Origin of the sequence: Pseudomonas sp. Ps21-P2, assembly GCF_039672565.1 — a bacterium.
Lineage (GTDB): Bacteria > Pseudomonadota > Gammaproteobacteria > Pseudomonadales > Pseudomonadaceae > Aquipseudomonas.
This window is the reverse complement of record NZ_JBDFPL010000001.1, coordinates 248,845-267,798: the sequence shown is the minus strand read 5'-3', so window position 1 is coordinate 267,798 and position 18,954 is coordinate 248,845. Positions and strand designations below refer to the sequence as shown.

15 protein-coding genes are annotated in these 18,954 nt (G+C 63.6%); 5 read left to right on the top strand and 10 right to left on the bottom strand.

Going from position 1 to position 18,954, the window contains the following annotated elements:
* Positions 1–18 precede the first annotated feature (18 nt).
* Entirely contained in the window at positions 19–1,848 is a 1,830-nt protein-coding gene (gene atzF, locus ABEH28_RS01140; RefSeq protein ID WP_346628835.1) for an allophanate hydrolase, read from the bottom strand.
* A 640-nt stretch (positions 1,849–2,488) separates the two neighbouring features.
* Entirely contained in the window at positions 2,489–3,376 is an 888-nt protein-coding gene (gene yghX / locus ABEH28_RS01135) for a YghX family hydrolase (protein WP_192172306.1), read from the bottom strand.
* A gap of 266 nt (positions 3,377–3,642) precedes the next feature.
* Here yghX and ABEH28_RS01130 point away from each other — a divergent pair, with 266 nt between their 5' ends.
* A complete protein-coding gene (locus tag ABEH28_RS01130) occupies positions 3,643–4,074 on the top strand; it encodes a nuclear transport factor 2 family protein (protein WP_346628834.1) in 432 nt (143 codons plus the stop codon).
* A gap of 87 nt (positions 4,075–4,161) precedes the next feature.
* On the opposite strand, the gene ABEH28_RS01125 is transcribed toward ABEH28_RS01130, so the two are convergent.
* Positions 4,162–5,046 (bottom strand): LysR family transcriptional regulator, encoded by an 885-nt coding sequence (locus tag ABEH28_RS01125; protein ID WP_346627865.1) that lies wholly within the window; start codon positions 5,044–5,046, stop codon positions 4,162–4,164.
* Positions 5,047–5,163: 117 nt separating this feature from the next.
* On the opposite strand from ABEH28_RS01125, the gene argC reads away from it, so the two are divergent.
* Positions 5,164–6,102, top strand: a complete 939-nt coding sequence (argC, locus tag ABEH28_RS01120; RefSeq protein ID WP_346628833.1) for an N-acetyl-gamma-glutamyl-phosphate reductase — start codon at positions 5,164–5,166, stop codon at positions 6,100–6,102.
* A gap of 6 nt (positions 6,103–6,108) precedes the next feature.
* Here argC and ABEH28_RS01115 read toward each other — a convergent pair whose 3' ends face one another.
* The 4 genes from ABEH28_RS01115 to eat form a co-directional block, all read right to left on the bottom strand.
* Positions 6,109–7,527: a CoA transferase gene (locus tag ABEH28_RS01115; RefSeq protein ID WP_346628832.1), complete on the bottom strand. Its 1,419-nt coding sequence runs from the start codon at positions 7,525–7,527 to the stop codon at positions 6,109–6,111.
* A 665-nt stretch (positions 7,528–8,192) separates the two neighbouring features.
* On the bottom strand, positions 8,193–9,011 hold the full coding sequence (gene eutC, locus ABEH28_RS01110; protein ID WP_346628831.1) for an ethanolamine ammonia-lyase subunit EutC: 819 nt from the start codon (positions 9,009–9,011) through the stop codon (positions 8,193–8,195).
* A gap of 35 nt (positions 9,012–9,046) precedes the next feature.
* Positions 9,047–10,438, bottom strand: a complete 1,392-nt coding sequence (locus tag ABEH28_RS01105; RefSeq protein ID WP_346628830.1) for an ethanolamine ammonia-lyase subunit EutB — start codon at positions 10,436–10,438, stop codon at positions 9,047–9,049.
* A gap of 27 nt (positions 10,439–10,465) precedes the next feature.
* The gene (eat, locus tag ABEH28_RS01100) at positions 10,466–11,818 is read right to left on the bottom strand and encodes an ethanolamine permease (protein ID WP_346628829.1); all 1,353 of its coding nucleotides are present in this window, start codon (positions 11,816–11,818) and stop codon (positions 10,466–10,468) included.
* A 487-nt stretch (positions 11,819–12,305) separates the two neighbouring features.
* Here eat and ABEH28_RS01095 point away from each other — a divergent pair, with 487 nt between their 5' ends.
* Positions 12,306–13,382 carry an AraC family transcriptional regulator gene (locus ABEH28_RS01095; protein ID WP_346628828.1) on the top strand — a complete coding sequence of 359 codons (1,077 nt, stop codon included), beginning with the start codon at positions 12,306–12,308 and terminating at the stop codon, positions 13,380–13,382.
* Between the two features lie 323 nt (positions 13,383–13,705).
* Here the strand turns inward: ABEH28_RS01095 and ABEH28_RS01090 are convergent, their stop codons facing one another.
* From ABEH28_RS01090 to ABEH28_RS01080, 3 genes are all read right to left on the bottom strand, one after another.
* Entirely contained in the window at positions 13,706–15,655 is a 1,950-nt protein-coding gene (locus ABEH28_RS01090; protein WP_346628827.1) for a hypothetical protein, read from the bottom strand.
* 139 nt (positions 15,656–15,794) lie between these two features.
* Positions 15,795–16,049: a hypothetical protein gene (locus tag ABEH28_RS01085; RefSeq protein WP_346628826.1), complete on the bottom strand. Its 255-nt coding sequence runs from the start codon at positions 16,047–16,049 to the stop codon at positions 15,795–15,797.
* 78 nt (positions 16,050–16,127) lie between these two features.
* Entirely contained in the window at positions 16,128–16,391 is a 264-nt protein-coding gene (locus tag ABEH28_RS01080; protein WP_192175112.1) for a DUF2790 domain-containing protein, read from the bottom strand.
* A 303-nt stretch (positions 16,392–16,694) separates the two neighbouring features.
* On the opposite strand from ABEH28_RS01080, the gene ABEH28_RS01075 reads away from it, so the two are divergent.
* Together ABEH28_RS01075 and ABEH28_RS01070 are read left to right on the top strand one after the other, a co-directional pair.
* A complete protein-coding gene (locus ABEH28_RS01075) occupies positions 16,695–17,435 on the top strand; it encodes a response regulator (RefSeq protein ID WP_192175111.1) in 741 nt (246 codons plus the stop codon).
* A complete protein-coding gene (locus tag ABEH28_RS01070; protein ID WP_346628825.1) occupies positions 17,432–18,772 on the top strand; it encodes an ATP-binding protein in 1,341 nt (446 codons plus the stop codon). Before ABEH28_RS01075 ends, ABEH28_RS01070 begins: the two co-directional genes overlap by 4 nt.
* The last annotated feature ends 182 nt before the right edge of the window (positions 18,773–18,954 follow it).

Genomic DNA, 18,954 nt, shown 5'->3' with positions numbered 1-18,954 from the left:
ACCGCGTCAGGCGTCGGGTCAGGCTTTTTTCAGGCTGGCGATGTACGCGCGCCAGCCACCGAACGAGGTGATGTCCAGCGCGCCATCAATCGCCCAAGGCTCGCAGATGAAACCCTTGACGCTGCGACCGTCCTTCAGCGTCAGGTTGCCGATGCCCAGCGGCGCGGGGATCTCGGCCACGAACTCGCCAAAGCGCGCCAGCGGTATGTCCCACAGCTCGACGATGATCGACGCTCCGCCTGGGGATTTCACCAGCCCCGGCTTGGGCGGCACGGTGCCAGGCAAAGCGTAGAGCCGGTAATCACCTGCGGTCAGGGTTTGTTCGACGAGCACGGCATCGCGGCGGGTGAGCTGCACGTTCAGCGGCATGCCGGTCAGGTGCGCGCCCACCACGGCAACGCGCACACTGCCGCGCGGTGCAGTCGCTGGCGAAGGTGTCGGCGCTGGCGACGCTGGCATTGCGCGGCCGGTTGCGCCCATGGGCAAGCCGATGCTTTCCTGCCAGCGCTGGCCAAACCGGGCAAGCGCGGTGTCGTGCCACGCCGGTGCAATCAAGGTGATGCCCGACGGCAAGCCATCGGCACGCATACCGGCAGGCAATGCCAGGGCCGAGAGGTCCGCCAGGTTGGTGAAGTTGGTGTAGAAGCCGAACTGCGAGTTGTACAGCACCGGTTCGGCGGCCATTTCTGCCTGGGTGCGCAAGGTCGCGGACGTGGGTACGACCAATGCGTCGAAACCGGCCAGCGCGTCGTTGATCTGCCGGCTCAGCGTGGCGCGCAGGTACTCGGCGCGGTAGGCGTCACAGGCGCTGTAAGCCAGACCGCTTTCGACAATACCGCGCACTACAGGATTGATGGCGTCGGGGTTGGTTTCCAGCATCGAAGTCAGGGCCACCGTGCGTTCGGCGACCCACGGGCCGTAATACAACTGCTCGGCCAGGGCCTTGAACGGGGCGAAGTCGATGCGGGTGATCTCGGCACCCATGCCGCTCAAACGGTGCAGCGCCTGCTCGAACACCGCCTGATTCTGCGCATCACCGAAGAACTCCAGAGTATCCGGCACGGCCAGCTTCATCGCTGCGCGAAAGCCCACCGGCGCAGTGCCGGGGTTGTGCCGAGAATAGGCGTCATCGCCATCGAATCCTTCAGCGAGACTGGCAACTTTCTGCGCGTCGTCCACCGTCAGCGCGAAGATCGAAATGCAGTCCACTGTCTTGCACGCCGGCACCAGCCCGGTATTGGGCAAACGGCCCTTGGTCGGTTTCAGGCCGACGATGTTGTTGAAGCCCGCCGGCACCCGGCCAGAGCCTGCGGTGTCGGTGCCCAGCGAAAACGCCACCAACCCCCGCGCCACCACCGACGCCGATCCAGAGCTGGAGCCGCCGCTGACGTAATCAGGGTTGAAACTGTTGGGCACGGCGCCGTAGGGCGAACGCGTGCCGACCAGGCCGGTGGCGAACTGATCAAGGTTGGTCTTGCCCATCAAAATCGCCCCCGCTGCGCGCAGTCGGGCCACCACGGTCGCGTCCTTGTTCGCGGTGTAGGCGAATTCCGGGCACGCCGCCGTCGTCGGCCAGCCCGCTGCGTCAATGTTGTCCTTGATCGCGAACGGCACGCCGTACAGCGGCAATTGGGTGAGGTCGCCGTTCAACGCCGCGAGCCGCTCGGCGAGGGCTTCGAGCTGCTCGCTAACCTGCGCCTGACTGGCCCGGGCGATCCACGCGGTATCGGTTTCCGGGTAAGCGCTGGGGAGCGTGAGCAGGACTTCCGGGGACAACTGCCCGGTCTGATAGGCCGTCAGCCATTCGTTGATCGTCCAGCCGATATGGGGGTGTTGGAGGTCATGCATGGGAGGCTTCCATCTTGTATCCAAGTTTGGATTCAACAAAAGCAAAAGCCGGGCCACGGGGGTGAAAGCCCCGGCCGCCCTGGGTGGATGGTTTCTTACTCACTGTTGAAAGAGCCTGCGCTCGCCTCAAAAAAGCACACCGTGCAGGGTTTTGGTGCCAGCTGGCACACCACGATCACCCAGTGTGACCGGAGACGCGGAGCGTCAGGGGATGCATTCCCACGCGGAGCGTGAGGAACGATCGGAAAGTGGTGGCGAACACACCGGCCTCTTCCCGGCTAAAGCCGGTCGCACTAAAAGCAGCGCGTGTCCGTAGGACCGGCTTTAGCCGCGAAGCTGTTGATCTTGATCTTCGAACACAAAAGGCCCAGTCACCGCCAAACGCGACTTGGGTGCAGGCCGAACGTAGACGACGCGCAGTGGGCCGAGCCGCATGGATGCGGCGAGAGCGCCGTCAGGACATGGATGTCCGTTCGGCGCGGGCCCACGGAGCGTCGTCGGAGTGAGGGTATTCCGACGAAGGAGGAACCCAACCAGGAGCAAGCACCCTTGGTTACTTGGGGTGCTCTTCCAAGTAACTCGCCGAAGGCGAAATGTCTGCCCTTAGGCAGACCCCTCTCAGCTGCACTGCGCTCTCCACTCAGACCAGATACTTTTTGAACCATGCGACCGTCCGGTCCCACGCCAACGTCGCAGCAGCATCGTCATACCGCGGCGTCGAATCGTTATGAAAACCATGGTTGGCGCCCTTATAAATATGCGCCTCATACGTTTTGCCCGCCGCCTTCAACGCCGCCTCATACGCCGGCCAGCCATCAGTGATCGGCTTGTCGAGCTCTGCGTAATGCAACAACAACGGCGCCTTGATCCGGCTCACATCCTCGGCCCTGGGCTGACGGCCATAAAACGGCACCGCCGCCGCCAACTCCGGATAAGCCACGGCAGCAGCATTGGCTACGCCCCCGCCGTAACAAAACCCGGTGATCCCGACTTTCCCGGTGGAAGCGTGATGAGCCATCAGCCACTCGATGCCGGCGAAAAAGTCATTCATCAGCTTCTCGGGATCGACCTTCGCCTGCAGCTCGCGACCTTGGTCATCGTTGCCCGGATAGCCCCCGACCGAAGACAAACCGTCAGGCGCCAGGGCGATAAAACCGGCCTTGGCCACACGCCGGGCGACGTCTTCGATGTAGGGATTGAGGCCGCGATTCTCATGCACCACCAGCACCGACGCGAGTTTGGCATCGGCCTTCGCCGGCCGCACCAGATACCCGCGCACCTGACCATTGCCCTTGGGCGACGGATACGTGATGTACTCGGCGATGATGTCCGGGTCGGTGAACTTGACCTGCTCGGCCAGCGCGTAATTGGGGCTCAGCGAAGCCAGAATCGTCGTCGCGGCAAGCCCGCCCACGGCGAACACCGCCGCGCGATCCAGAAACTCCCGGCGGTTGATCTTGCCGTGAACGTAATAGTCGTAAAGCTCAAGCAATTCAGGGGCGAAGTCTTTGGCGGTGAGACGGGTCATCTGTGCGCATCCTCATCGATTGTTCAACGGGCACAGGCGTAGAACCGAGCGCCTGAACGTGCCGCAGCGAGCCCTCAGTAAAGCAGTATTTAGGGCGAGTGCGTCACATCGCGCGCTGTCGAACAGCATCTTTCCACGGCGCGCTTTCCAACTGTCTCGTTGTGGGCTAGCCTGAGCGGCGCAGTTGTACGACGACGTACAAAGCCACTTTTCGACGAAAATGGCCCTGCATGCCGCTTCCATCAACAATAAAAAAGGATGCACTCATGACCCGACTCAAACTGACCCTCGGCTTCTTGTGCCTGTTTTCAGGCTTCGTGGCCGCCGCCCCTTCTGCCGATGAACAAGCCGTCGCCAAGGCCGTCGACAACATGACCCAGGCGATGCTGCACAAGGACATCGCTGGCCTCAAAGCGTTGACGTCCGACAACGTCACCTACGGGCACTCCAGCGGCAAGGTGCAGAACAAGGATGAATTCATCGCCGACATCGAAACCGGTCGCAGCGGATTCAACACACTGGAAATGAAAAACCAGACAATCAACATGAATGGCGACACTGCCCTGGTGCGCAACCACTTCTCTGCCGAAGCCGTGAACAGCGGCAAGGTCGTGCCGACCGAGATCGAAAACTTTCAGGTCTGGCAAAAACAGACAGGCCACTGGCTGCTGATCGGGCGCCAGGCGTTCAAATTCTGATGGCATGACTTCAACGTTGTAACCGACCGGGCGCCTGACAGGATCAAGCCCCGGTCGGCTACACGTCTGTTTTTAACTCCCGTTGCGCTACAGCGCTTCCAACTCCTGCAACACCTCCAGCACATAACGGGTCGAGCGTTCGACGCTTCCGGCCCGGTGCGCAATGCCTAACTCCCGCCACAGCGCCGGCTGCAAAGGACGCATGACAATGCGGCTTTCCGGCGCGGGCGTGGACGCCTCATGGGGCAGCAAGGTCGCGCCATAGCCCGCCCCCACCAGACTCTTGATCGCGTCGTTGTAATTGAGCTGAATGCGCGGCGTCGGCTGCGGCCCCTCACCGGCAAACCACTCGGCGACTTGGCGGGACAGCCGCGTGGTGGCGTCGTTGAGAATCAACGGCTGACTGGCGAGCCATGACGGCGTGATGGCCGACGGGCAGTCCCAGCGCGCCGGCAAAAACGCCATCACCGGGTCCCGGCGCCACGGCTGAATCGACAAGCCCTTCACCGGCGCTTGAGGCAGCGCAATCACGCCGATGTCCAGGCTGCCGTCCGCGAGCTTTTGCAGCGTCTGTTGCGACGTCAGCACCGCGACCTGCACGTCGATGCCCGGGTGTAACTGCTCCAGGGTTTCCAGCGCCTGGGGCAGCAATTGCGCGATGACCCCCGTCGATGCACCCAATCGCACCCGCCCGGCCAGTCCCTGAACCTGGCGCTCGACGTCTTCCAGCGCCTGCTCGGCATCGGCCAACAAGCGCCGCGCGCGCTCGATCAGGGTGTCGCCGATGGCCGAGGGCTGAACCCGGCCCCGCGTGCGCGAGAGCAACACGCCGCCCACTCGCTGCTCCAGATCAGCGATGTGCAGGCTCACCGTCGGCGGCGCGAGGTTGAGCACCCGTGCGGCTTCAGCAAATGAGCCGTGGTCGGCGATGGCCACAAGAGTGCGCAAACGATCCAGACTGATTTCCCGCACCCTGATGCTCCTCCTTCAGAAAAACTGAAGTTTACCGTCAACAAATTCAACTTTCTCTATCCACGAGCGGGCTGGAAGATGGTTGGCATTGACGACCTTCTGCGGAATTCAAATGCCATGTCTTTAAAACAAGCGCCCCTCCCTATCGTGTTCATCGACGGCGACCAAGGGACCACCGGCCTGCAAATTCACCAGCGTCTGCAAGGCCGCACCGACCTGCAGGTGGTGACGCTGCCCGCCGAGCATCGCAAAAACCCGGAAAGCCGAGCTGCCGCGATCAACGCGTGCGACATCGCGGTGCTGTGCCTGCCCGACGAGGCCGCCCGCGACGCAGCGGCGAGCATCACCAACCCGGACGTGCGGGTGATCGACGCCAGCTCTGCGCACCGTACCCATCCCGACTGGGTCTACGGTTTCGCGCAGATGAGCGAAGCACAGAAACAACGCATCGCCACAGCCCGCCGCGTCAGCAATCCAGGCTGCTATCCCACTGGGGCGATCGGTCTGTTGCGGCCGTTGCTGGAGGCGGGACTGCTGCCGCGCGATTACCCGATCAGCATCAATGCGGTGTCGGGCTATTCGGGCAAAGGCCGCGCGGGGGTCGACGAATTCGAAGGGCCGGACGCTGCTCAGGCGGTGCCTTTTCAGGTCTACGGCCTGAGCCTTGCGCACAAGCACGTTCCGGAGATCCAGCAGTACAGCGGGCTGAGCGAGCGGCCGGTGTTCGTACCGGCTTACGGCGCGTTTCGTCAGGGCATCGTGCTGACCATCGCGCTGCAAACGCGCTTGCTGCCCCACGGCGTGACGGGCACGACGCTGCATGCCGCGCTGGCTGAGCATTATCGAGGCAGCGGGTTTGTCGAAGTGCTGCCGATGGAGCAGTCGCGCGCGCTGAGCGGGATCGACCCGCGCCAGCTCAACGGCACGGATAACCTGCGGCTGATGGTGTTTGAAAACGACGGGCATGTGTTGCTGGCCGCCGTGTTCGATAACCTGGGCAAAGGCGCGGCCGGGGCGGCGGTGCAGAACCTGGATCTGATGATTGCGGGTGGCTGACGCGCGTTACAGCCATCTCGCGTCGCCACTGCCCAGTGCGCTCGCCGGTAAATCCCAGTGGGTCGGCGTGCCGTCGAGCTGCCCGGCGGGTTTGAGGCGCAGCGCCGGGCCCCAGGCGGTGTGCTCGACGGCGGCGGAGTAATCGCTCGGATTCAACGGCAGCAGCGCTGCAGGCTGGGCCTCGGTTGGGGTGAACGACATCAGCGATAACGCGGTGCGCGCCAGGGATGCCTGCACCTGAACGCCCTGTCCGGTAATCCGTCGCTCGGTCAGACCGCGCACCGCTGCCGCCGCCATCAGATACCCGGTGGCGTGATCCAGCGCCTGCACGGGTAACGGCACCGGCCGATCACCGCCCGCTGCGACCATGCCAGCGTTGGCGATGCCGCAACTCATTTGCACCAGACTGTCGAAACCCCGTCGCTCCCGCCATGGGCCGGTCCAGCCGTAGGCGTTCAGCGATACATCCACCAGACCCGGATTGAGCGAGCGGCGGCGTTCTGCGCTGAGGCCCAGTCGCGCGAGGGCGTCGGCGCGGTAACCATGGATCATCACGTCTGCTTCGCGGATCAGGCCCTCCAGCACTGCGCGATCGGCGGAGTCGCGCAAATCCAGCCGCGCACAGCGTTTGCCAAGCACCACCTCCGGGACGGTGCCGGGCTCGTCCCAGCCAAGAGGGTCGATGCGCAGCACCTCGGCGCCGAACCCGGCGAGAAACCGCGTCGCCACGGGGCCGGCCAGAATACGCGTGAGGTCGAGCACGCGAATGCCGCGCAAGGGCCGCTCACGCGGGACGATCCATTCGGGTCGTGCGGGGTTTGAATGATGCGATGGAGCCGGTGCCGCTGTGGCCTGCGCACGATGCAGCAAAGGTTCGGCAGCGACGGCGCGACCCTGAGGATGTTCGCGCCAGGCCGAAGCGCTGAGCATGGCGGCGGCACAACCGTGATGGTCGACCACCGCGCTATCCAGCTCACTGGCCTTCCAGCCCAGCACCGCCTGGCTGACGGCGTCGCGCTGGGGGGCGGTTTTCAGCACGGCGAGCGCGGCCTGACGATGGTGCGGTGCGTTGGTGTGCAACCGGATCCATCCATCTGCCGCGCGGTAATCCCCTGCCACCGCGTCCCACTGCGCCGGCAGCGACCAGCCTTGGGGCTGAAGGGACGTTGCGAACCAGAACGAGGCCAGGCGCCGATCGACAGTAACCAGCGGCAACGTGCCGTGGGCCTGATCAATCAATTCGCCCACCGCCAGGTGCGCCGCAGCGACGGCGGCAGTGGCGAAATCGGTGACCGGGAATGCCGACGCCAGGGCGCCTTCGCCGATGGTCTGGAGGTGGCCCAGATAGCGAGGCGGCCCGCCGAGGGCCAACCAGAATTCGCGCAGGAAATGCGTGCAGGCATTGTCGGACTGGGCAATTGGCATGGGGCAGCGCTCTCGGGAGTGGTGGGAGCAGCCTAGCAAAAGAGTCTGGAAAGGGGGGGCGAAGGCGGCGTGTTTGCCGTTGGAAATGCAGCGAATGCACTGGCCTCTTCCCGGCTGAAGCCGGTCCTACTCACACCGCACGCGCACCTCGCAGGACCGGCTTTAGCCGGGAAGCCGGTGTCTCTGCCGGTGGAGATGCAGCGGCTGTACTGGCCTATTCCCGGCTGAAGCCGGTCCCACTAAAAGCACCGCGCGCATCCTGTCAAACTGGCGGTGACCTGAAATGTGGGACCGGCTTCAGCCGGGAAGACGGTGTATCTATTGTCAGAAATGCAGTGGCTGCACTGGCCTCTTCGTGAGCAAGCTCACTCCCACAGGTTCCGCAGGCTGGCTCAGATCCGGCGTCGACAACGATTATGTGGGAGCGAGCTTGCTCGCGAAGGGGGCGTAACTGCCGCAGGAGATGCAGCGGCTGTACTGGCCTCTTCCCGGCTGAAGCCGGTCCCACTAAAAGCACCGCGTGCCTCCAGTCACACTGGCGGTGACCTGAATTGTGGGACCGGCTTTAGCCGGGAAGGCGTCAAAGAACACACCGAATATTCAAGCCGTGCACAAGGTGACGCCGAGCGTCACGGGAGGCATGTGCACGCGGAGCGTGGGCACGATCAAGGTCCCAGCAGAAAATTCCCCGGCCGGGTGCCCTCGCCCGCTTCCAGCACCGGCACTTGCGCGTCGTCCTTCAAGCTCACGCCGGACAATTGCCGGCGCCAGGCCTCGCGCATCAGGTACAGCAGCTTGTGCGCCGCCATCGCGTAACTCATGCCTTCAAGACGCACGTTGGAAATGCAGTTGCGCGCGGCGTCGTTCAGGCCCACGCGCGGTGCGTACGTAAAGTACAGGCCGAGGCTGTCCGGCGAACTGAGGCCCGGTCGTTCGCCGATCAGGATTACCACCATGCGCGCCTTGAGCAGTGCGCCGATTTCATCGGCAACGGCGACGCGGCCCTGTTCCACCAGCACCACCGGCGCCAGGCTCCAGCCTTCCGCCGCTGCCATTTCGTCGATGCGCTCCAGCATCGCCGGGCTGTGGCGTTGCACCGCCAGCGCAGACAAGCCGTCTGCGACCACCAGCGCCAGATCAAATCCGTCAGGATGCGCCGCCGCGTAATCCTTCAGCTGGGCAGCCGACCCCTCGGACAAACGCCGCCCCAGATCAGGCCGTTGCAGATACATATGGCGGTCAGTTGCCGAGCTTTGCAGGGTCAGCGTTTCCCGGGACCGGCCCGTCAGTTGCTCGGCCAGCGCCCCGTGATCGAACGCCAGGTGCACGGCGTCGCGGGCCTGGGCGTGGGCGAACTGGAAATCCAGCTGCGCCGCCGTCGGCAAACTCGTGCCCGCATGCCCGAGGGCGATTCGCGCCGAGGTCAATGCCCGCAACTGCTGCCAGGCATCGGCGTGTGCGGGTGATTTCTTGTCATCGCTCATGGCTCAAGCCCTTGTCTGGAACTGCTGATCAGCGACTAATTCAGTTGCGCCAGCGCCTTGCGGAACAACGGCGGCACGCCCTGCCCCAGCCGCACGCCGCCGTCGTCCTGGCGCAGGATGTCCATGCGCGTCAGCCATTCCTCGAACTCCGGCGCCGGGCGCAGGCCGATGGTTTTGCGTGCATACAAAGCGTCGTGAAACGAGGTGGTCTGGTAGTTGAGCATCACGTCGTCGGACCCCGGAATGCCCATGATGAAGTTGATGCCCGCGACGCCGAGCAAGGTCAGCAGCACATCCATGTCGTCCTGATCGGCTTCGGCATGGTTGGTGTAGCAGATGTCGCAGCCCATGGGCACGCCGAGCAGCTTGCCGCAGAAGTGATCTTCAAGCCCGGCGCGAATGATCTGCTTGCCGTTGTACAGGTATTCCGGGCCGATAAAGCCGACCACGGTGTTGACCAGAAACGGATTGAAGTGCCGCGCGACGGCGTAGGCCCGGGCCTCGCAGGTCTGTTGATCGACGCCGTGATGCGCGTTGGCCGACAAGGCGCTGCCCTGGCCGGTTTCGAAGTACATCAGGTTGTCGCCCAGCGGGCCGCGCTTCAGGCTCAGACCCGCTTCGTAGCCTTCACGAAGGATTTCCAGGCTGATGCCGAACCCGCTGTTGGCCGCTTCGGTGCCGGCGATGGACTGAAACACCAGGTCCAGCGGCACGCCCTTTTCGATGGCCGCCACCGATGAGGTGACGTGGGTCAGCACGCAGGACTGGGTGGGAATCTCGTAATGACGAATGACGCCGTCGAGCATTTTCAGTAGCTCGCTGATGGCGCTGACGCTGTCGCTGGCCGGGTTGATGCCGATCATGGCATCGCCGTTGCCGTACAACAGGCCGTCCAGCACGCTGGCGGCAATGCCGGCCGGGTCATCGGTGGGGTGATTGGGTTGCAGTCGGGTGGACATGCGCCCGCGCAGGCCGACGGTGTTGCGAAAGCGAGTGACGACACGAATTTTCTGCGCCACCAGCACCAGATCCTGCACGCGCATGATCTTCGACACCGCCGCCGCCATCTCCGGGGCCAAGCCCGGTGCCAGGGCCTTGAGGCTGGCCTCGGTGGCGTCGTCCCCCAGCAGCCAGTCGCGAAAGCCGCCGACCGTGAGATGGCTGACCGGGGCGAAGGCGGCGCGGTCATGGCTGTCGACGATCAGGCGGGTGACTTCATCCTCTTCATAGGGAATCAGCGCTTCGGTGAGAAATTGCTTGAGCGGCACATCGGCCAGGGCCATTTGCGCCGCCGCGCGTTCGGCATCGCTGCTGGCAGCGACTTCTGCGAGAAAGTCACCGGAGCGTGCGGGGCTGGCCTTGGCCATGAGTTCCCGCAGGCTGTCGAAGCGCCAGACCATGCCACCGATGCTGTGGGAAAAACTCATGCACACCTCTTTTATCGAACCGCGTGATTAACCGGCGACCGCGACCGCCGCACTGCGCCCGCGGACCATTTTGCAGAACACCGCGCCCACGGCCATCAGGCAGATGAATATGGCGCAGATCAGCAGGTTGAACCAGACCATGGCGACCAAACACACCACCGCCAGCACCAGGGCGATGCCCGGCACGATCGGATAGCCCGGGGCGCGGAAGCTGCGCTCAAGGTTCGGTTCGCTGCGGCGCAACTTGAACAGGCTGAGCATGCTGATGATGTACATCACGATGGCGCCGAACACCGACATGGTGATCATCGCCGCGGTCAGCGTCATGCCTTGCAGGTTGATCACGCCGTCGCTGAGGATCGCGATGATGCCGATCACACCGCCCGCAAGAATGGCGCGGTGGGGCGTCTGGAAGCGCGACAGTTTCGCCAGGCTCGGTGGCAGAAAGCCCGCCCGGGCCAGGGCGAAGAACTGCCGCGAGTAACCGAGGATGATGCCGTGGAAACTCGCCACCAGACCGAACAGGCCGATCCACACCAGCATGTGCATCCAGTTGGAGTTACCGCCGACCACCGCTTTCATCGCCTGTGGCAGCGGGTCATTGATGTTCGCCAGCGTACGCCAGTCGCCCACGCCACCGGCGAAGATCATCACGCCGATCGCCAGCACCACCAACGTCAGGATGCCGCCCACGTAAGCGCGCGGAATGGTGCGTTTCGGGTCCTTGGATTCTTCGGCCGCCATGGCGGCGCCTTCGATGGCGAGGAAAAACCAGATGGCAAACGGGATCGCCGCGAACATGCCGCTGATGGCCGGCAGGCCGAAGGTGTCGGAACCGGCCCAGCCGCCGAGGACGAAATTGCTGAAGCTGAAGCCCGGCGCGACGACGCCCATGAACACCAGCAGTTCGGCGACCGCCAGGATCGTGACCACCAGTTCGAAGGTCGCTGCGATGCTCACGCCCAGGATGTTCAGGGTCATGAACACGAAGTAAGCGCCGATGGCCGCAACCCTTGGATCAAGGGACGGGAACTGCACGTTGAGGTAGGCACCAATGGCCATGGCGATGGCCGGCGGGGCGAAGACGAATTCGATCAGCGTTGCCAGCCCCGCGATCATCCCGCCGGTCACGCCGAAGGCGCGCAAGCTATAGGCAAACGGTCCGCCGGCGTTGGGAATCGCGGTGGTCAGCTCGGTGAAACTGAAGATGAAGCAGGTGTACATCACCGCGACCATCAGCGTGGTCACCAGAAAGCCCAGCGTCCCGGCGGTGCCCCAGCCGTAACTCCAGCCGAAGTATTCGCCGGAAATCACTAGGCCGACGGCCAGTCCCCACAAGTGCAGGGTTCCCAAGGTCGGTTTGAGTTGTGAAGCAGTCATGAGCGTGTACCCCGGTAGCCAGGCGACGGTATTTGTCTGACGTCGAGCATAGTCACAGCTGACAGGCCAAGGCTTGACCGTACGGCGCGCGGTCTGTCGTCTGCGGTCAAGTTTTCCGGGTATCTGCCGGGGGTGCGCCACACTGGCGCGTGAAAACGGCCCGGTGCTTTATTGAGGGTCACGCAATGCCTGTGTTTGCTGACCGCAGTGGCACCAGACTTCCCAACAGCTTGGGCAGCAGATGAGTCGTCGAGTAGCACCGGTGCCCATGTAGGAGTGACCGGGGTGGCGCTCCACCTTGCTCGCGAAGAGGTCGGTACATTCGCCGAGTATGCAGCGGCTGGAATGCAGTCTTCTCGAGCAAGGTGGAGCGCTACCCCGGTCCCTCCCACAGGACCGTTGATTTCCCCCGACGATGCATGTGGCTGACACAAGGTACGACATTTGCTTGCACGATAGGCTTACACACCGTCAGAGCCCTCACCCCATGCTCCAGACCCTCGTCCCCGCCGCCGCATCGAACTCGCCCGCCGCCAGCAATCGCGGCGTGCTGTCGGCTGCGGCCAACGGGCTCGATGGCTTTATCGTGCAACACGGCGGTGATCTGGACCGGGTATTCGGCCGCTCCGGCATCGACCCCGAGCAGCTGCTGCACCCGACCCTGAGCCTGCCGCTGACCAACTACTGCAAAGTGCTGGAAGAAGCCGCGAGCCAGACCGGCTGCGACAATTTCGGCCTGCGTTACGGCCAGCAATTCCGGCCCCAGGCGCTGGGCCTGCTGGGCTACATCGGCCTGTGCTCGGCGACGCTGGAAGACGCGCTGATCAATTTCTCCGCCGCCTTCCCGTTCCATCAGCACAGCACGCTGATCGAACTGGTGGATCAAGGCGAGTGCTACCGTTTCGATTATCAGGTGCGCCACGGCGCGATCAACGAACGCCGCCAGGACGCCGAGCTGACCATGGGCATGGCGCTGAACCTGGTGCGGCACGTGCTCGGCCCGGACTGGGCACCTCGGCAAGTGGCCTTCGAACACGCCAAACCCCAGGGCTGGCACGAACACCGCGACGTGTTCCGCGCTGACGTGCGTTTCGGGCAGCGCTGCAATTCACTGCTGATTCCCAAGTGCGATGTCGTGGGCAAAGCCATGCCCGGCAGCGACCCGATTCTGCTGATGCTGATCAAGGACGCGATCCGCCAGCTGGGCGATAACGGCAGCAGCACAGGCAATGGTCCCGAGGCCACGCTCCTCGACCGCGCCCGCCAGACCATCCTCGCCATCCTGCACCTGGGCGAACCGGCGCTGGAGGACATCGCCCACACCCTCGGCCTGTCCGAATGGACCCTGCAGCGCAAACTGCGCGAACACGGCTTCAGCTTCACCCAACTGGTCGACCAGATCCGCCAGGACTCGGCCCTGAATCACCTGAAACAGCAGAACCTCAGCATCACCCAACTCGCCTCGCTGCTCGGCTACTCGGAAACCAGCGCGTTCTCCCGGGCGTTTAAACGATGGTTCGGGGTGAGTCCGAAGCAGTGGCGTGGGGGTGATTGCCGGGTTTGAAACGCTGGCGGCCGGCTTTCCTTGTTTTCCCAGACAGCACCGTGATGTGGGAATTAGCTTGCTCATGAAGGGGCCCGGACATTCAGCCACCTTATCTGGTGACTGACAGGAAGCCTTCGCGAGCAAGCTCGGCTCCCACGGGATAGTGGATTCACTCGATATTTTGGTCGGTTCGCTGGGACTGTGGGAGTGAGCTTGCTCACGAAGAGGCAGGAACAGCCGTTACATCTTCAGTGCCTGAACTGCCGTCTTCGCGAGCAAGCTCGCTCCCACAGGTAAATCAGTTCCAGCGGGCAGCGCGGCGTCTGGATCAGAAGCGCCCCCTACTTACGCCCCAAATCCTGCAACCAGTCATTCATGTTCCCCGGCAGCAGCAGTTCGTGCCGGGCGCGGGAGCTGGCGGTGTAGAGCAGTGAGCACACGCTGGCCAGTGAATGCGTCGAACCCTCGCGCGGTGGGCGCATGAGGTCGCGGGAGAGCAGCACGGAGTCGAATTCCTGGTTCTTCACGTCTTCGACTTTCGCCAGTTTGAGAATGGCGGCCGGGTCGTTGCAGAACCGCTGGGTGGCATCGAGGAAGTCCTGCAGCCGGTTGCCCTGACCGAGCCACTCGTGCATCGCCTTGAATTCGTGGCTGCCGCCCATGGCCGAGGCCAGCGCGTCCCAATAGGCAAACCGGAAGATCAGCCGGTGCTGCGGGCGCAGGTCTTCGCGGTAGAGCAGGTCCAGGCCTTTGACGAACAGCGTGAGGCTTTCAAAGGTGCGCAGGGGCATTTGAAAGCGCGCGCCGGCTTCGGTCAGGCGCTTGAACCAGGCAAACAGGCCCCATTCGTTGGCGACCAGAATTGTCGTGGGTTTTTCCGGAATCGGCATGATGCCGTGGCCGATGATCCGCGTCGGGTGAGGCGCGCGGCCGACGAAACCTTCCTTGATGTCGCTGGGGTGCAATTGAATCATCGGGTTGAGCACGTCGGCCATTTGCTTGCCGGCGCGGATCGACTGGGTCATGAAACGCTGGCGAATGAAGCCGCCATGGCGTGGAGTCTTGCCGCTGAGCTGCTGGAATTCGTCGCCCAACGTAATGACCGCCTGGGGGCTGCGGTCGAGGATCTGCACCATCGGCGCCGTCAGTTCATGGCTTTCGTCGATGATGATGTGGCTGTAATTCTCGGGGATCACTTCGCTGGTCAGCGCCAGAAACTTGATCCGGTGGCTGTTGCGGATCGGCAGACGAATATGCGGCGCCGACGGCCTGACCGTCTCGCGCCAGAGCAGGCGACTGTATTCCAGCAGCAGAGCGATGTCCGCCTGACTCGCCGCGTGGCCCAACGACGGCAAGTGCCGCGCCTCGATATTCGCCAGTGGCGACAGGCTGAAACTGTGCACGGTGCTGCGGCAGACCCGCGCCACGTCACGGGGCTGCAGCTTGCCCACCGCCTGCAAATTCAGCCACTGCGCCACTTGCCGGTCATCGACCAGCGAGCTGGCGCCGGTGCGCTGAATGTCGGTGTTGCGCCAGCCACGCGCGGTCAGGTCGCGGTTGAGCAGCAGGTTGGCCATGTGGCCGAAGGTGCAGGCGTTGATCCGCGCGTCGGGGTTGGCCTGACGCACCCGCGCCTGAAGCGCGCTCACCTGACCCGGAAAGGTCGCCATGAGCAGGGTTTTTTCCGGGACCAGGACCTCAAAGAACTTCGCCAGCAGGTAGGTCTTGCCCACCCCGGCATAGGCCTGCAAATGGAACGACTCTTCGTTGCAGACCTTGAACTCGTCGAAGATCCGGCTCTGCTGATCGCTCAGGCGCAGGACGTCGCCGGACGGCATCACGATCTCCCGGGTCAGTGGCTCCAGTTTGGCGCGATGACGCAGGCCAAAACCGAAGTCCCACTGCCCTTCCCCGTCGAGGTAATCCTGCTGCTCGATATCAGCGTCGTCGAGCAGACTGACGCCGGCAATTTCAAGCACCGAGAGCCCTGCGGCCAGATGGTCGGCGGTGAACCTGTCCCGCACCAGATCGGCAAATCGACCGCCCGCTTCTTCGACGGAAGCGGCCGCGCGCAGGACATCATCGAGCATGCGTTCGAGCTGTTCGACGGCGGTGTTTTGCGCGACCAGTGCGTTGAGATTGAGCAGCAGCATCAGCGCAGCGAGTTGCGGCCGGCCGGCTTGACTCAGGAAATCGTCCAGCGATTCGCCAGCGGCCAGGCCCTTGCACACCTCTTCGGTCAGGGGCAGAAACAGCGACGGCGGTGGCGCGAAGGCAGCGGGTGATCTCATTGCGGGCGTCAGGTCCTGAGCGGCGCGTGGGCGCGGGCAGTCAAAAAGGAGCACAGCTTACTCCTGCCGCCCGATCACCGCCCACTTGCGTGTCGCCGTTACCACGCACGGCCCGTAAGACCGCCGCCTGAATCGGGCCTCACACTCGGCTCTGCTGCTCACCCGCCATGCCGGCGCGGGTGTGTTCCGAGCCGCCTTCCGCCACCATCTGTCCGCGGCTTTCAATCCACATCACCAGCGGCGTTTTGTCAGAGCCGTTTTCAGCGACTTTCGGCGCGAGCTGGAAGCAGGCGCTGTCATCGACGCCGGTGTGCTGCACCGCTGCGTTGGCGTGCACGGCGAAACCGGCGAGTGCGAAAGCAACGGCGGACAGGGTGGTCTTGATCGGTGTCATGGTGTGATCCTCATAAAATCTTCAACGGTAATGAGCGAACCGGGCGGCCGGTGACACGTCACCCGCCCGAGCCTGGACTCAGTTGTCCTGCGGGCAGTTCTGGGCCACGGTCTGGTAGTTCAGGGTCTGTTGCTGACCCTGGGAATCGAGGTAGCGCAGATGGGCGTTGACCACGCCGCAGGTCGGGGTTGAGTCGACTTCGGTGGACAGTGCCTTGGCGATGTCCAGGTGGTCGCCGTACATGTAAGTGTGGGCTTGGGCGACGGGCTGGGCGTGTGCAGTCAGGGCGCCGAGGCTCATGGCGGCAAACAGGGTGGCGATGCTGAGGTTCTTCCAGTTCATGGTGTTCTCCGGTATCCAAGGTTGTTCGGTTGGGGTTCGAGGCGGTGTGTGTCTGTCGTCTCGATGGGTCCCATTGAACGCCCCGCAGGTATCTCGCTTGTGTCGCGAACGGCCGGAAAATCATCCTTACGTGTCAGAGCCCGCTGCAGATACACAGCGATACATTCGCGCCGAAAAAACCGCCTTTTGCATGCGCATGTATGCCCGGCAGCGCCAGATACAGTGCAATACAAACCCCGGCAGGCAAGTCACGCGCGACTGGTTAAGATGCGCCACACACACATGAATACGGGAGCTGCGGCAATGGAGCACGTCGATCACATTCTGATTGTCGATGACGATCGCGAGATTCGAGAGCTGGTGGGCAATTACCTGAAGAAGAACGGCCTGCGCACCACCGTGGTCGCGGATGGCAGGCAGATGCGTTCGTTTCTGGAATCGACGCCCGTCGACCTGATCGTGCTCGACATCATGATGCCGGGCGACGATGGCCTGCTGCTGTGCCGCGAGCTGCGCACCGGCAAGCACAAGACCACCCCCGTGCTGATGCTCACCGCCCGCAGCGACGAAACCGACCGCATCATTGGCCTGGAAATGGGCGCAGACGATTATCTGGTCAAACCCTTCGCCGCCCGCGAACTGCTCGCGCGGATCAACGCCGTGCTGCGCCGCACCCGCATGCTGCCGCCGAACCTGATCGTCACCGAAGCCGGTCGTATGCTGGCGTTCGGCAAATGGAAACTGGACACCACCGCCCGCCACTTGCTCGACGCCCAAGGCACGGTCGTTACCCTCAGCGGCGCTGAATACCGCCTGCTGCGCACCTTCCTCGATCACCCGCAGCGGGTCTTGAGCCGCGATCAGTTGCTGAACCTGACCCAGGGCCGTGACGCCGATCTGTTCGATCGCTCCATCGACCTGCTGGTCAGCCGTCTGCGTCAGCGCCTGGCCGACGACGCCCGTGACCCGGCCTACATCAAGACCGTGCGCAACGAGGGCTACGTGTTCACCTACGCCGTGGAAATTCTCGGGGAAAGCCCATGAAGCTGAGCGTCGGATGGCCGCGCACCCTGGCGTCACGGCTCTCGCTGATTTTTCTGATCAGCCTGGTGCTGGCCCACGGGTTGTCGTTCGGCCTGCAATTCTATGAGCGCTATGAAAGCGCGATGACCACGATGCTCGGCAATATGGAGCGCGACCTCAGCACCACGGTCGCCGTGCTCGAGCGCCTGCCGGCCGACGAGCGTCAGGCCTGGCTGCCACGCTTCGAACACCCGACCTACGGCTACATCCTCGGTGCCGGCCAGACCGGGACGCCGGTGGACATGGACAAGGCGCCGATGTCAGTGCATTCGATGCAGGAAAGCCTCGGTCACGATTACGAACTGACGTTCAATAACATCGCCGACAGCCGCCCGCACTATCAGGCGCATCTGACGCTGAAGGACGGCAATCCGCTGACGATTGACGTGCGCCCGCAGATCACCCCGCTGTCGCCCTGGCTGCCTTTGTTGTTGATTGGCCAACTCGTGCTGCTGTTTGTCTGCACCTGGCTGGCCGTACGCACGGCCATTCGCCCGCTGACGCGCCTGTCCCACGCGGTCGACAACCTCGACCCGAACGGAGAAGGCATTCGCCTGGATGAAAGCGGCCCGACCGAAGTGGCCTTCGCCGCCGTGGCGTTCAACACCATGCAGCAACGGATTTCGACCTACGTGAAAGAGCGCATGCAACTGCTGGCGGCGATCTCCCACGACCTGCAAACCCCCATCACCCGCATGAAACTGCGGGCCGAGTTCATGGACGATGGCGTCGAGAAAGACAAACTCTGGAGCGACCTGAGCGAGATGCAGCACCTGGTCCAGGAAGGCGTCGCGTATGCGCGAAGCGTGGACACCTCGACCGAGACAGCGCGGCGCGTGGACATGGATTCATTCCTCGACAGCCTGGTGTTCGACTACCAGGACGTCGGCCGCGACGTGCAGTTGAACGGCAAGACCGGCGCCGTCATCGACACCCGCACCCACGCCCTGCGCCGGGTGCTGGTCAACCTGACTGACAACGCGTTGAAGTTCGGTGGAGCGGCAGAGATCCAGGTCATTGCCCACCCCGACCAGAGCCTCTCGCTCCAGGTGCTGGACCGCGGGCCGGGAATTGCCGAAGGGGAATTGTCCGAGGTCATCAAACCCTTCTACCGCGTCGAAAGCTCGCGCAACCGCGATACGGGGGGGACAGGGTTGGGCCTGGCGATTGCGCAGCAATTGACGATCGCACTGGGCGGCACCTTGACCCTGACCAATCGCGAAGGCGGCGGGTTGTGCGCGCAATTGAAGCTGCCCGCGCGGTTGGCGACGGGGGTGGTGAAGATCACGGATATCTAAGGGGTGGTGACGAGAATCATCCCTAGTGGAACCGGCTTCAGCCGGGAAGAGGCCGGTGTGAGCACCGAACATTCTGCAGTGTGACGCCTGACGCATTCCCGGCTAAAGCCGGTCCCACTAAAGGCTCGCGGGCACCCCGTAGGACCGGCTTCAGCCGGGAAGGCGTCGGCCGCTATAGCAAC